Raw genomic sequence first — 13,189 nt, 5'->3', positions numbered from 1 at the left:
CCTCGAAAGGACCACGCGCGCGTGCGGGTGCCGTCGGGTGTCAGACCGAGAGTGCCTCGGCGGCCGGTGCGGGCTCCTGCCCGGTGGCCGGCTCAGTGCTCGGGGTGGGCCGTCGGCCCGGGACGAGCAGGGCGGCCAGGCCGGCGAGGGCCACCACCGCCGAGCCGGTGACGAGGGCGGGCCGCAGACCGTCCACGAAGTTCTGGGCACTGGCGTAGCCACCCTGGGCGGCGAAGATCGACGACATGATGGCGATGCCGAGCGCGCCGCCCACCTCGCGCAGGGCGTTGTTGGCGCCGGAGGCGATGCCCTGCTCCTGCGGGCGGACGCTGGACATCACCAGGTTGGCGGCCGGGGCGAAGTACAGGGCCATGCCGATGCCGCTGATCACGAGACCGGGGAGCTGGGCCGCGTAGGAGACGTCGGCGGAGACCACGGAGGCCATGTAGCCGAGGCCCACCGCCTGCAGGAACAGGCCGGTGGCTACGACCGGGCGGCCACCGACGCGGTCGGAGAGGATGCCCGCCACGGGCGCCACGAGCATCGGCATGCCGGTCCACGGCAGCATCCGCAGCCCCGCCTCGGTGGGCGAGTAGCCGAGCACGCCCTGCATGTACTGGCTGAGCAGGAAGATCGAGCCGAACATACCGACGAACATCAGCAGGCTGGCCGCGTTGATCCCGGTGAAGGCGCGGGAGCGGAAGAGCCGCATCGGCAGCATCGGGTTGGTGGCCCGGGCGCTGTAGAGGACGAAGCCCACCAGCAGCGCGCTCCCGGCGAACAGGGCGGTCAGCACCAGGGAGCCGGTCCAGCCGTCGGCGGGTCCGCGGACCAGGCCGTACACGATTCCGAAGAGGCCGCCGCTGGCGAGCAGGGTGCCGGGCAGGTCGAGCCGGGCGCCGGTGCCGTACGACTCCGCGAGGCGCAGTCGGGCGAGCGGCAGCAGGGCCACGCCGAGCGGGACGTTCAGCCAGAAGATCCAGTGCCAGGAGATGTGTTCGGTGAGGCTGCCCCCGATGAGCGGCCCGGAGGCGACCGCGAGGCCGTTGACGGCACCCCAGATGCCGTACGCCATACCGCGCTTGGCGGCGGGCACGGCGGCGGTGAGCAGGGTGAGGGTGAGCGGCATCAGCACGGCCGCGCCGACGCCCTGGACGGCTCGGGCGGCGATGAGGGAGCCGATGCCGGGAGCCATGGCCGCGGCGGCGGAGGCGCCGGTGAAGACGGTGAGCCCGGCGAGGAAGAGCCGGCGGCGCCCGAAGCGGTCGCCGAGCGCGGCACCGAACATCAGCAGGACGGCGAAGGTGAGCGTGTAGGCGCTGACCGTCCATTCCAGGTCGTCCAGCGCTCCTCCGAGGTCCTCGCGGATGGAGGGCAGCGCCGTGGTGACGACGAGGTTGTCGAGGGCCGCCATGAACCCGGCGACGCTGGTGATGACGAGGGCCCAGGCGGCGCCCCCGCGACGTGCGGTCTGCTGTGACATCTCTCCCCCAGAGGGTGTTCCAGCGATGATTAGTAATTGCTGACTAACTTCTGCGCTCATGAAAGAGGCGGGGTCCGCCTCCCGTTCCGCCTAGTGCTGGAGCCGCCCGGCGATCCGGGAGGACGGGTACATCGCCTGCCAGACCCGGTGCTCGGGCGGGAACCCCATGGCGGCGAGGGTGTTGATGAGCATCCCGTACGCCATGAAGGTCGTGGTCTCGCCGTCGTCCGCGCCGAGGGGCAGGTGCACGGTGTCCCAGAGCCGCATCCACGCGGCCCGAACAGCCTCACCGAACCCGTGCTCGCCCTCCGCCTCCGCGGCGGCCACCGTGATGTACGTCTGCATCTGCATCTGGAGCTTCTCGGGCTGCTCCGTGATCAGGTGCACATAGGCGTCGGCCATGGCGTGCAGGGCCTCCTCGCCCTCCAGCCCCTCGGCCGCCTCCGCGAAGACCCGGCAGATGTCCTCCACGCACCGCAGCGAGGCGGCGACGAAGATCGCCTTCTTGCCCTCGAAGAGCCGGAAGAGGTACGGCTGCGAGACACCGACCCGCTTGGCGATCGCCTCGGTGGAGGTGCCGTAGTACCCCTTCCGCGCGAACTCGGAGATCGCCGCGCGAACGACGCTCTCGCGCCGCTCTTCCGCACTCATCCTGGGCATGCCGAAGAAGTTAGTGCTCAATTACTAACTTCGTCAAGGGGACTCCCGGCCCCGGGTACGGCGAGGGGCGTCCACCTCAGGTGGACGACCCTCGCTCGAACAGCCGAAGCCCTCAGGCCAGCCGTACGACCGCCCGGGACATGCCCAGCACCTTCTGGCCGCCGCTGGTCGCCGTCAGGTCCACCCGCACCGTCCGGTCGTCGAGCTTGGCCGCGACCTTGGCGCCGACCTCGATCACCGCGCCCTCGCCGTCGTTCGGCACGACGACCGGCTTGGTGAAGCGGACGCCGTACTCCACGACCGCGCCCGGGTCACCGGTCCAGTCGGTGACCACGCGGATCGCCTCGGCCATGGTGAACATGCCGTGCGCGATGACGTCCGGCAGGCCCACCTCCTTGGCGAACTTCTCGTTCCAGTGGATCGGGTTGAAGTCCCCGGAGGCGCCCGCGTACCGCACCAGAGTGGCGCGGGTCACGGGGAAGGTCTGGGCCGGCAGTTCGGTGCCGACCTCGACGTCGTCGTACGCGATCTTCGCCGTCATCGGTTGCCTCACGCCTCCTCGGCCGCACGGGCCACGAGCTTGGTCCAGGCGGTCACCACGTGCTCGCCGGCCTCGTCGTGCACCTCGCCGCGGATGTCCAGGATGTCGTTGCCCGCGAGTGACTTGATGCCCTCGATGGTGGACGTCACCGTGAGCCGGTCACCGGCCCGCACCGGGCGGACGTAGGCGAACTTCTGGTCGCCGTGCACCACGCGGCTGTAGTCGAGCCCGAGCTGCGGGTCCTCGATGACCTGTCCGGCGGCCCGGAAGGTGATGGAGAACACGAAGGTCGGCGGGGCGATCACGTCCGGGTGACCGAACGCCTTGGCGGCCTCCGGGTCCGTGTACGCCGGATTGGTCTCCCCGACCGCCTCGGCGAACTCGCGGATCTTCTCCCGGCCCACCTCGTAGGGCGGGGTGGGCGGGTAGGTCCGCCCCACGAAGGACTGGTCGAGCGCCATTGGCCCGGTACCTCCTGGTCTCAAGCAGCGTGTCTGGTCTCAGCAGCTGGTGAAACGACGTGAGGCCGCCCCCCAGCTTGCGGGGGCGGCCTCACGTACGAGCCTGATTTATCGCGTTTCGCGGTGCGCGGTGTGCGCGTTGCAACGCGGGCAGTGCTTCTTCATCTCAAGGCGATCCGGGTTGTTACGCCGGTTCTTCTTGGTGATGTAGTTCCGCTCCTTGCACTCCACGCAGGCCAGCGTGATCTTCGGGCGGACGTCGGTGGCAGCCACGTGAGTGCTCCTAAGACGAACGGATGGACTAATTCAACGCAAGCAAGAGTAGCCGATCGAAGGACCGACCCCGCAATCGGCTACTGTCAGTAGCGGTGACCGGACTTGAACCGGTGACACAGCGATTATGAGCCGCTTGCTCTACCGACTGAGCTACACCGCTGTGATGCGATCGGAACCCGTCTTTCGACGGGGACCTCTCACACCAGAGCCCCAAAACGGAATCGAACCGTTGACCTTCTCCTTACCATGGAGACGCTCTGCCGACTGAGCTATTGGGGCGAGCGATGAAGACATTACACGGTCCGCCGCCGTTCGCCCAAATCCGTATCCGGGGGCCCGTCAGGCTCCCCTTCCCGGCCGGTTCCGGGCCCTCCCGGCCGCCTCCGGAGCCCCCTTCTGTGCGGGCACGCGCGCGTGTGGAGGCCGCCCGTCGCGACGGGTGACGGACGTCCCGCCAGGGACGGGCCACGCCGGTACGACTATTGCGCTCCTCCGCGCCGCACAGGGTTCGCCACCCTAGGCTCGACTCACTCTGCGTGATCTTGGGTCCGGCGCATGTCCCGGACCCCGCTCACGCGGCCCCGCCCCGAGCCCCCGGCCCGAAACCTGGAGTCCGATGCCCGACAGCCAGCCGCAGCCGCCCCCGTGGCCGTCGAACCAGTCGGGGCCCTCCGGGCAGCCCGACCAGGCCGTGGTGCTGCTGTGCGGGGCGCGGCTCACCGACGGCCGGACCGTGGACGTACGGCTGGGCGGCGGGCGCATCGAGGCCGTCGGCACGGCCGGCAGCCTGACACCGGGCCCGCCCAGACCGGGCACCTCACGCGTCGACCTCAGCGGCTATCTGCTCCTGCCGGCCCCGGCCGAACCGCACGCCCACGGCGACACCGCGCTGTCCGCCGAGCACCCGGGACCGGTCTCGTACGCCCCCGAGGACGTCCAGCGCCGGGCCACGGAGGCGGCCCTGCTCCAGCTCGGCCACGGCGCGACGGCGGCACGCGCGCACGTACGCGTGGGCGACGTCCAGGGCCTCGGCGCGCTCGGCGCCGTACTGCAGGCCCGGCGTTCGCTGCGCGGCCTCGCGGAGCTGACCACGGTGGCGATGCCACGTCTGCTCACCGGCGCGGCGGGGGCCGAGGGGCTCGCGATGCTGCGGGACGCGGTGAAGATGGGCGCGTCGGTGGTGGGCGGCTGCCCGGACACCGACCCGGACCCCACGGGCTACGTGGAGGCGGTCCTGGAGGTGGCCTCAGAGCACGGCTGCCCGGTGGACCTGCACACGGACGCCACCGATCCGGCGCGGCTCTCCCGGCTCGCGGCCATGGCGGGCGGTCTGCGCCCCGGCGTGACGGTCGGTCCGTGCGCCGGTCTCGCGCGCTTGCCGGCCGAGGCGGCCTCCCGGCTCGCGGAGCAGCTCGCGGCGGCCGGTGTGACGGTGGTGTGCCTTCCCCAGGGCGGCTGCGGCACGGCCGACCGGCGGGGCGCTGCGCCGGTACGGCTGCTGCGCGCGGCCGGGGTCCGGGTGGCGGCCGGCAGCGGCGCCCTGAGGGACGTCGCCAACCCCGTCGGCCGGGGCGATCCCCTGGAGGCCGCCTATCTCCTCGCCTCCGCGCACGGCCTGCGCCCCGAGGACGCCTACGAGGCGGTCAGCACCGCGGCCCGGGAGGCCCTGGGCCTGCCCGAGGTACGCGTCGAGGCCGGTTTCCCCGCCGAGCTGCTGGCCGTACGCGGCGATCATCTGTCCGGCGCCCTCTCCCTCGCCTACAGCCGGATCGTGGTGCACCGCGGCCGGGTGGTGGCCCGTACGAGCGCGGTCCGGGAGTACTGCAACTCGGCGGCGGCTGCCGAGCTGGGGCTGCCCCGGCAGGGGCGGGGAGAGCTGTCGTGAGGGAGCCCGCCGTCACGAGAGGGCCCGGAGCGCGCCCGGCGTGACGGGGCGGCCGGCGCCCCCAACCCATGCGGCGCACGGGCTGCTTCGGGCGTACGGTCGGAATCATGCGCATTGTCATCGCTGGTGGTCATGGTCAGATCGCGCTGCGGCTGGAGCGGATGCTCGCCGCGCGCGGGGACGAGGTCGCGGGGATCATCCGCAAGGCGGAGCAGGGCGACGACCTGCGGGCGGCGGGAGCCGAACCGGTCCTGCTCGACCTGGAGTCCGCCTCGGTGGAGGAGGTCGCGGCACATCTGCAGGGCGCGGACGCGGCGGTCTTCGCGGCGGGCGCCGGCCCGGGCAGCGGCACGGGCCGCAAGGAGACGGTGGACAGGGGCGCGGCGGTGCTGTTCGCGGACGCGGCGGTCCGCGCGCGTGTACGCCGTTTCGTGGTGGTCTCCTCGATGGGCGCGGATCCCGCGCACCAGGGCGACGAGGTCTTCGACGTGTACCTGCGCGCCAAGGGTGAGGCCGACGCGCACGTCACCCGGCAGGAGGCCCTGGACTGGACGATCCTGCGCCCCGGCGCGCTGACCGACGAGCCGGGCACCGGTCTGGTCCGCCTTGAGGCGCACACCGGCCGCGGCTCGGTCCCGCGGGACGACGTGGCGGCCGTACTGGCGGAGCTGGTGGACACCTCGGCGACGGCCGGTCTGACGCTGGAGCTGATCAGCGGCTCGACGCCGGTGTCGGTGGCCGTGAAGTCGGTCGCGGGGAACTGAGGCCGCCGGCGGGCCGTTTCACCGGTCGGAGGAGCAACGGCCGTTCACCGGTCAGAAGAGCGGCAGCTGCCCGGGGAAGTCCGGCACGGCGTACCCGTCCAACGCCGGCTGGACCGCTCCGAGTTGTGCCTGCCGCCGCGACCCGGAACAGGAGAGGAGTTCCCCGTTCTCCCGCGCCCCGGGCGGGTCGTGCCGCGCGAAGCGACCCGCGACGACGGCGATCTCACGGCGGCACACGGGACAGGTTCTGCGACGGGATGCCATGCGGCCAGTGTGCCCCCTGGCCACCGGCGGCGGACGTCGCCGGTGGTGGCGCCACCGAAGCCGGGAAGGCCGAGCCGGGCGGCGCTCAGCCGAGCTCCTCGGCCAGTCCGACGACGATGCCCTCGGGGCCGCGGACGTAGCAGAGCCGGTAGATGTCCTCGTACCGCACGATCTCGCCCACGAGTTCGCCGCCGTGCGCCCGCAGTCGGGCGACGACCTCCTCGACGTCGTCGACGGCGAACATGATGCGGCGAATGCCCAGCGTGTTCGCCGGCGCGTCCTCCGGCTCGCCTCTGACAGCCTTCGGCCTGTGGAACTTCGCCAGTTCGACCCGCCCGTGGCCGTCCGGGATCCGCAGCATGGCGACGTCCTGCCGGACGTCGTCGAGCCCGATGACACGCTCCGCCCCGCGCCATTCGAGGGGCCCTCTGCCCTCCAGCTCCATGCCGAGTTCGACGAAGAACGAGATGACGGCGTCAAGGTCGTCGACGACGATGAGGACGTTGTCCATCCGCCGGATCGTCACACCGGGCCTCCTTCGCTTCCTGCGGCCGACGGCCGCGTCTGTCCCTGGTACGGAGCCGGCAGGCCCCGCCCGACTAGGCCGAGCCGGCAGATTCACCGACCGCGCGACGGGCAACCCTGAACCGCGGTTTCGCAGCTCACAGCGACCGCTGCCCCACGTCCGCCCCACCGGGAGGCGGCTCTGGTTCGCCGTTGAGCCGGTCAACGAGGAGCATCGCCACATCGTCGGCCAAGTCGCCCTCGGCGTGGCGGACCAAAGCCTGGTGCAGATGTTCCAGGAACTCCGGCGGGGTGGTGCTGGGGCGTATCCCCTCCATGGCCTCCGGCAGAGCGAAGAATTGGCTGTCGCGGTTGCGGGCCTCTATCACGCCGTCGGTGTACAGCAGCAGGCGGTCACCGGGGAGGAACGCATAGCTCTCGGCTTTGGGGGGAGGGCCGGCGACAAGGTCCTCCATGCCGACGGGCGGCAATGGAGAGGTCGGCATCAGCGTCTTGGCTTTGCCCTGGTGCAACAGCAGCGGCGGCGGATGCCCACGGTTGACCAACTGCACCACGGGTTCGTCCGGCACCTGTGCGATGAGCACCGTAGTGAACCCTTCCAGCAGGACTTCCTCGTCGTATGCGCCCGGCACGGCGAGTTCCCGTCGCAACGCGGCCGCACAGTGGTTCATCACCTCCACCAGGTCGTCCTCGTAGTGCACGGCCTCCCGGAACGCACCCGCCGCCACTGCGACGGCTCGCACCGCGGCAAGACCCTTCCCCCGGACGTCCCCCACGATCATCCGGACGCCATACCGGGTCTGCACCGCCTCGTACAGATCACCGCCCACCTGTGCGCCCGTCCCGGCCGCAAGGCACATACTGGCCGCCCGCACCGGGCCCAGGCGCGCGGGTACAGGCCTCAGCACGACCTCCTGTGCCGCCACGGCGATCTGGCGAACCTGGTCGAGCTCTCTCTGCCGGCGCGTCTGCATGGCGCTGCTCGTGATGAAGCCGGCCACGGACACCAGGGCCAAGGCCAGAAAGTTGGTATAGACCTGCAGGGTGCCCCAGGCCTGGTTGCAGGTAGCCGTGGTCACGCTGATTACAAGCGCGAGAGCTGCTGCCGCGGCGGTCCCCTTGGGTCCCAACGTCACTGCCGCCAACGCCGGGATCGCAGTGAGAAAGGGGCCGGTATAGATGAAGTGGGCAGGCGTGAGCTCGATGACCAGCACGGCCAGCCCGATCAAGAAGGGCACACACTGCATCAGGGCCAAGAGGAGCCGGCCATGGCCGCCTGCTCCCAGCCGGAGGTACGAGCGCACGAGCGCCTGCATGCCTTAAGCCTGCCTTGCCGAAGCTCACGCCTCCACTCGCCGCTCTCACGACGTCCCCGCCGTCTGACGCTCAAGACCTCCGAGCGGCACACCGGCTACTCGAAACGCCCCCCACGGTCACCAGAACGACAAAAGGGTCCGCGTCCAGCATTCACGCTGGTCACGGACCCTTTCGGTCGTGTGGCGGCGCCAGGATTCGAACCTGGGAAGGCTGAGCCGGCAGATTTACAGCGGGCCCGGTTCACCTTGTACGACCTGCGGCTTTCGAGGGCCGCTCTACTGCCGGGGCACACCTGGGGGAGGGGATGGGGGACGCAGACTTCCGCAGTGGGCGGATGAGCACCGCTTTCTAGCTCGCTCTAACCCCGGCCTGGTCAGGCCTAGCCTCGTGCGTCGGTGCCGTCCGCGACCGTTGTGTGTCGCTCTTAGCTGGGGTCGTTGATGTCAACGTTAAATGTCAGCGGAACAGCTCCGGCACCGGACAGGCCTCCAAAGGCTCATCCGGCCGATCGGCCCAGCGCCACCAGACATGCCGGCCAGTACACCTCCACAGCGTCCGACACGTCCGCCGGCCATCGTCCTCCCGCTTGGAGATGACGACGCCGCCGGACTTCATGGGTTGGCTGCACTCGGGACACGCCGGGGCGTCGTCGGTCATGCGGCGCACCCTAACGGAGCGACCGCTTCGTCCCCGAAGCAACTTGGGTGGGGGCTCCGCCTGGGGCTGGTGCGTTTCTCACCTGCGCTGATGGTCCGTAGGCGTCTGCGGTTGTCCGCCGGTATTCGTCGGCGTTGTCACGCAGTTAGACACTCAGTCTCGGGCGCTCTTGCAAGGCTCAGGACCGATCACACAGACTCGTTGGCTGATCGACGGTGGGCGCCTCCGACAGGCCGCACGAACCGCAACCGATGACAGTCAGCCACGATGGCGGGCGTGCCGACCGACCAGGCGCGCGTGTGCCTCGCTGCACCCCCGCCGGCCTCAGCCACGGTGCAGGCCTGTCGACGGGAGCAAGCCGCGCCGGCCAGCTATGAAGGCAGCGAGGGGTTATCCGTCTCGCGAGGCTCTGGCGGCTTGGTCTCCGCCGTTCTCCGTGATTCCCCGCACGATTTGGCGCGTGTGTCTGGCCGGGCGCTGCCGTCCGCAGTCCGCAGTGCGGCAGTCGCAGAGGAGCAACGCCCGGGACGACTGAGTCACCCCGGCCGACCTCAGCAACATTTGATCGTCGTCCGCTAGAGCAAGCTGGTAGCGGCCGGCCGTGACACGTCGAGCGTGTTTATAGTTCCCGCTCGTGGTCAAGGCTTCAACTGCGCTGCCTTTGCGAGCTGGTCACCAGTCTTGCGGAATGAGAGCTTCACCGTTCCGCCACTTCTCTTGTACACAGTCCTGGAACCATTGCTCATCGAAATCTGCGTGTTCAGCGATGATAATTTGGTAGGGCTTTGCTGCCCGGCCGGCAGCATCAATAATGAAACGGAAGGTCTCTGCGATCGTATTCCTGTCACCCGAAATTGCATCATTATCTCGGTACTCTGAGTCCGCAGGGAACCCGACCTGAGACGGTTGGTCAAAAAACACGAACCCTGGAACGGGTCTGTTGTGCTCGGCAAACCACTCATGGAGTGCCATATGTACTAGCACGTGATAGGCAACCCAACTTTGACCACTTCCGATTTGCGGCATCGCTAGCGGACCAGACGGGGTGTCCAGAATGACCTGCAGTTTCTTAATGTCAAACCTGAGAGGATTAGATGAATGTTCGATAGGGAGCCGGCTCGACCAGTTGGTCATTCGTTGATTCAGTCTGGACAGGATAGAAAGCGTCCTGTCACGGATCAGGTCGGAGTCAACCTCATTCTCTGCCGCCTCCAGCTGAACACGCAGGGATTCCAGTTCTTGCTTGAGCAGCCTCAGCCGTTCATCGCCTCCCACCCCCTCAAGGTAAAAGTCGATGCGGCCTACTACGGCTGCCTGAACGTTTTCTTGCAGCGCCAAGTTTCTATCGCGCTCACTCGCTCGCTCGATCGCTTCCAGTTGGGCAGAGTTGCTTCTTATTGCTTGCTGGCACTCTTCGATCTCCTGCTTCAAGGCGTCAGCAAGAGCCTTCAACCGGGGAGACTCAGATGGCAGTGCCTGGGGGATGCGACTTAGAGAGGAGAAGTGCTCGCGTAGCTCGTTGATCTCTTCCTGTTGTCCCCCCACGTGGGAACCGCATAGAGGGCATTCGTCGATTCCGGTGTCAGGAATTAGCTGAACAAAGGCAAGTCGAGACCGTTGCTCAGCCGCTTGCCTTTCAAAGCTTCTCCGGTCATGAAGAAGCGTAGCGATAGACTCAAGGGAGCTCTGAGCTTGCTTAGCCCTCCTCCGAATAAGGTCACGTTCCTGGAGGAGACCTTGGCGCGCGCTGTCAGCATCGCCAAGCTGCGCACTGTCCGTTTCTGTGGTTCTGCCGCTCGCGTTCTGACGCAATGCCAGGATAGCTCGCAATTCTGCCAATGCATCGAGATTCGATGAATCTTCGCCAGATGAATTGGCATTAGTCAGTCCTGCACTAGCCGCTTCTGCTAGAAGCTGTCGCGCTCGCGTTCCGCCCCGGTCTGCTGCTGCCTCTAGGTCAGCAACCTCTCTGGCAGTGTCCCTAATCCTTTTCTTGAGTCGATTAATGCGACGCGCAACCCGGACATCTTCCGCCGTGATAGCACCTAGGAAAAAAGGTAGGGTCTCCCGGATGGAGTTTGAGACGAACGATTCCCCTTGACGGTGGAAGAGTCTTTGCCGGCTGATGATTTCGTCTTGCTGCTGGTACAGGAAGAACGCAGCATGACGGAGGGTGACGGAGTAATTCGGAAGCCCTTGCAACTCCGCATTTCCCGTATCAGGGAATGAGAGCAGGCGCGACAGGAGACTAATGAGGCCATCGGCATTCGTTGTGGGCGTGAGTTCCGCGTAATCTGGGATCCCAACTGACGCGCCTTGTTTTACAAAGACCCGCTGAGACGACTGCGCGTCTTCCTCTGGGGCCTGTCTCGCGACGAAAACCTGGAATTCGTTCACTTGCAGAAGCAGCGCATACCATGAGACAGTCTCTGTAATTTTTCCCCGTGGCACATCACACGTCCCACTACCGAGACAGTAGTCAATGATGTCGGTAAGAGCGGTCTTACCAGTGGCGGAATCTCCAGTGATGATGTTGACCGCGTTCAACCTGAGCGGCAACCTGCGCCTTTTTCCGGTCCACGAGTAGAGTACGATTTCGCGAATCTGCATCATCCTGCAGTGACCCCCCAAATTGAAAAGATCGAGGCGGCATCACCTGATCTTGCGAAACTCTTCCCTAGTCGCTCAGCGACCTTGAGGATGTCTTTCACTTCAGGGGACCCTTGAGATAGTGACTGAAGATTCCTGATCCTGCGTGCGGGAGTAGCGCCAACCTTGGCACGTTCCAGTGTGAACAGACCGGCTCGCGCGCCGAGAATCAGTGCCTTTCTCACTGCCGGCGCCAGCGCGGGCGCATTTCTCTGCAGTACTAGGCGCTCTCTATCATGCGTTTCGATCCAGACCAGAAGGGAAGTGGTCTTCATGATCGGAAAAGTGTCACGAACTTGCTTACTCATGGCGGCGGGGACGGTCAGAAAGGCCAAAGACAATGGCATCTTCTCCTTAGCCTCAGACTCGTAAAATTCAGCAGACTTCCTAATGACGACGGAAAGGAAGGCAGGATTGAAGAGCGCTGATTCTTCTTGGCTAGTGAACTGTTGCAGCCACTGACTCATGCAGGCTCGCTCTCAAGCAAAGAAGCCAATCTCGCTTCAAAGTCAGGGTGCCATCCAACTACACGCTGATCGGCAAGGCCATGATAAGTTCCTTGCATAACGAAAGATTCGCGACACATTTCTCGGATTCTAATATCGGCTTCTTGCTCAACCCACTTGTAAAGTATCCGAGCAACTTTCATCTTTTCTGCTTCTGCAGCTGATTCGCCAATTTCCTCTCGTGATTCCCAGAATCTTACCCGCCACGCCTCCTTTAGGCGTTCCTCGTACCGGGAAAGTTCGCCCGGGGCTAGTAGGTCGTCTCGAAGCCATTCTGATCTTTGCGCAAAGGCGCGAACATAGCACGACACGGCCCCTGCTAGTCGTGGACCAGTTACGTTAATGAGCTGGAGTTGACGGACGTAGTCACTGTCACCTCCTTCTTCTTCAACGATGTCGAAAATCTCCGGATTGATGGGTAGGTTATCGCGCCTGAATTCCTCCCTTATCAATTCAAGCTCTTCCTGAATCTCTGCGACTGTGATGGGTGGGGCAGTTTTATCCCTGAGATGCTGCACACATCGCTGAAACCACCAGCCCTCTAGGCGCCGAAGGAAAGCCGGTCGTTTATCTGCAGAGGCTGCGAAGTACAGCTTTTTCTGCAGATCGGCTTCGAGGTCATCCAGAAGTGGTTCGCTGTCAATCACGATGACGGTTGAAACAAGGGCAGCCCTCTCCGTCGCCTCCAGCCTAAGGAACATTTCATATGCGTCTTGTTGCTTGTCGTTTTTGGAGGTTTCTGCAGTCTTCGTGAGGATCTCGGTTGCCTTGCTCAAGTCGCGATCCTGATCGCGTAGATAGTAGGCTGCAGAACCTGTCGCCGCCCTGCCTGTCGTAATTAGATATCGACAAACGGGAGATTCCCGTGAAAACGAATATCCTGCTGGCTGGTCTAGCCAGATTCTGAACGTTTTCCAGATATCCGCTGAAGCGTTAGGTATGGTCGTAGAAGTATCAGTGTGGTACTTGAGTTGCAGTACTTCCGTCGGCGTCCCGGGGGAATCGAAACTGACGTCGTCCAGTTGTTCGATTCGAACGTTGGCGGTTGAGCCGGACTGGATCCGGCTCAATGCGGCATGCAGCGCATATCTGGCCTGGTACAGGTAGCCAAGCATGGATTCGTTGGCAGAGTAGTCGGCCACGCGCCCCCCCGGTAAGTGCAGCCAGCAACTTGAATTATCAGCGATGGTAGCGAGCGAGA

14 protein-coding genes and 2 tRNA genes are annotated in these 13,189 nt (G+C 65.9%); 2 read left to right on the top strand and 14 right to left on the bottom strand.

Features of this window, described 5'->3' with window-relative positions; genetic code table 11:
* Nucleotides 1-40: 40 nt before the first annotated feature.
* The 7 genes from ACZ6B1_RS09095 to ACZ6B1_RS09065 all read right to left on the bottom strand — a co-directional run bounded on the left by ACZ6B1_RS09095 (nucleotide 41) and on the right by ACZ6B1_RS09065 (nucleotide 3,700).
* Nucleotides 41-1,483, bottom strand: a complete 1,443-nt coding sequence (locus tag ACZ6B1_RS09095; protein WP_468776384.1) for a DHA2 family efflux MFS transporter permease subunit — start codon at nucleotides 1,481-1,483, stop codon at nucleotides 41-43.
* A gap of 90 nt (nucleotides 1,484-1,573) precedes the next feature.
* Nucleotides 1,574-2,143: a TetR/AcrR family transcriptional regulator gene (locus ACZ6B1_RS09090; RefSeq protein ID WP_468776382.1), complete on the bottom strand. Its 570-nt coding sequence runs from the start codon at nucleotides 2,141-2,143 to the stop codon at nucleotides 1,574-1,576.
* Between the two features lie 112 nt (nucleotides 2,144-2,255).
* Nucleotides 2,256-2,684 (bottom strand): MaoC family dehydratase, encoded by a 429-nt coding sequence (locus ACZ6B1_RS09085; protein WP_468776381.1) that lies wholly within the window; start codon nucleotides 2,682-2,684, stop codon nucleotides 2,256-2,258.
* An 8-nt stretch (nucleotides 2,685-2,692) separates the two neighbouring features.
* Nucleotides 2,693-3,145, bottom strand: a complete 453-nt coding sequence (locus tag ACZ6B1_RS09080; protein WP_250402420.1) for a MaoC family dehydratase N-terminal domain-containing protein — start codon at nucleotides 3,143-3,145, stop codon at nucleotides 2,693-2,695.
* Between the two features lie 108 nt (nucleotides 3,146-3,253).
* A complete protein-coding gene (gene rpmG, locus ACZ6B1_RS09075) occupies nucleotides 3,254-3,418 on the bottom strand; it encodes a 50S ribosomal protein L33 (protein ID WP_003948671.1) in 165 nt (54 codons plus the stop codon).
* A 90-nt stretch (nucleotides 3,419-3,508) separates the two neighbouring features.
* Nucleotides 3,509-3,581: transfer RNA gene (locus tag ACZ6B1_RS09070), tRNA-Met, on the bottom strand.
* A gap of 46 nt (nucleotides 3,582-3,627) precedes the next feature.
* A tRNA-Thr gene (locus tag ACZ6B1_RS09065) sits at nucleotides 3,628-3,700 on the bottom strand.
* 337 nt (nucleotides 3,701-4,037) lie between these two features.
* Between ACZ6B1_RS09065 and ACZ6B1_RS09060 the strand changes: the two genes are divergently transcribed.
* Both ACZ6B1_RS09060 and ACZ6B1_RS09055 read left to right on the top strand, forming a co-directional pair.
* On the top strand, nucleotides 4,038-5,306 hold the full coding sequence (locus ACZ6B1_RS09060) for an amidohydrolase family protein (protein WP_468776379.1): 1,269 nt from the start codon (nucleotides 4,038-4,040) through the stop codon (nucleotides 5,304-5,306).
* 107 nt (nucleotides 5,307-5,413) lie between these two features.
* On the top strand, nucleotides 5,414-6,070 hold the full coding sequence (locus ACZ6B1_RS09055) for an NAD(P)H-binding protein (RefSeq protein WP_468776377.1): 657 nt from the start codon (nucleotides 5,414-5,416) through the stop codon (nucleotides 6,068-6,070).
* Nucleotides 6,071-6,121: 51 nt separating this feature from the next.
* Here ACZ6B1_RS09055 and ACZ6B1_RS09050 read toward each other — a convergent pair whose 3' ends face one another.
* From ACZ6B1_RS09050 to ACZ6B1_RS09020, 7 genes are all read right to left on the bottom strand, one after another.
* Entirely contained in the window at nucleotides 6,122-6,334 is a 213-nt protein-coding gene (locus ACZ6B1_RS09050) for a hypothetical protein (protein WP_445051416.1), read from the bottom strand.
* Between the two features lie 85 nt (nucleotides 6,335-6,419).
* Nucleotides 6,420-6,860 (bottom strand): VOC family protein, encoded by a 441-nt coding sequence (locus tag ACZ6B1_RS09045; protein ID WP_468776375.1) that lies wholly within the window; start codon nucleotides 6,858-6,860, stop codon nucleotides 6,420-6,422.
* 136 nt (nucleotides 6,861-6,996) lie between these two features.
* Nucleotides 6,997-8,175 carry a PP2C family protein-serine/threonine phosphatase gene (locus tag ACZ6B1_RS09040; protein WP_468776374.1) on the bottom strand — a complete coding sequence of 393 codons (1,179 nt, stop codon included), beginning with the start codon at nucleotides 8,173-8,175 and terminating at the stop codon, nucleotides 6,997-6,999.
* A 457-nt stretch (nucleotides 8,176-8,632) separates the two neighbouring features.
* Nucleotides 8,633-8,833, bottom strand: a complete 201-nt coding sequence (locus ACZ6B1_RS09035; protein WP_468776372.1) for a dehydrogenase — start codon at nucleotides 8,831-8,833, stop codon at nucleotides 8,633-8,635.
* A 672-nt stretch (nucleotides 8,834-9,505) separates the two neighbouring features.
* Nucleotides 9,506-11,446 carry a DUF3732 domain-containing protein gene (locus ACZ6B1_RS09030; RefSeq protein ID WP_468776370.1) on the bottom strand — a complete coding sequence of 647 codons (1,941 nt, stop codon included), beginning with the start codon at nucleotides 11,444-11,446 and terminating at the stop codon, nucleotides 9,506-9,508.
* Complete coding sequence (locus tag ACZ6B1_RS09025; RefSeq protein ID WP_468776369.1) at nucleotides 11,443-11,949, bottom strand: three component ABC system middle component; 507 nt, start codon at nucleotides 11,947-11,949, stop codon at nucleotides 11,443-11,445. The genes ACZ6B1_RS09030 and ACZ6B1_RS09025 overlap by 4 nt, the downstream gene beginning before the upstream one ends.
* The gene (locus ACZ6B1_RS09020) at nucleotides 11,946-13,130 is read right to left on the bottom strand and encodes an ABC-three component system protein (RefSeq protein WP_468776367.1); all 1,185 of its coding nucleotides are present in this window, start codon (nucleotides 13,128-13,130) and stop codon (nucleotides 11,946-11,948) included. Before ACZ6B1_RS09020 ends, ACZ6B1_RS09025 begins: the two co-directional genes overlap by 4 nt.
* Nucleotides 13,131-13,189 lie beyond the last annotated feature (59 nt).

The organism is Streptomyces sp. NPDC041129, assembly GCF_055592265.1.
This window is presented reverse-complemented; position numbering and strand designations above follow the sequence as displayed.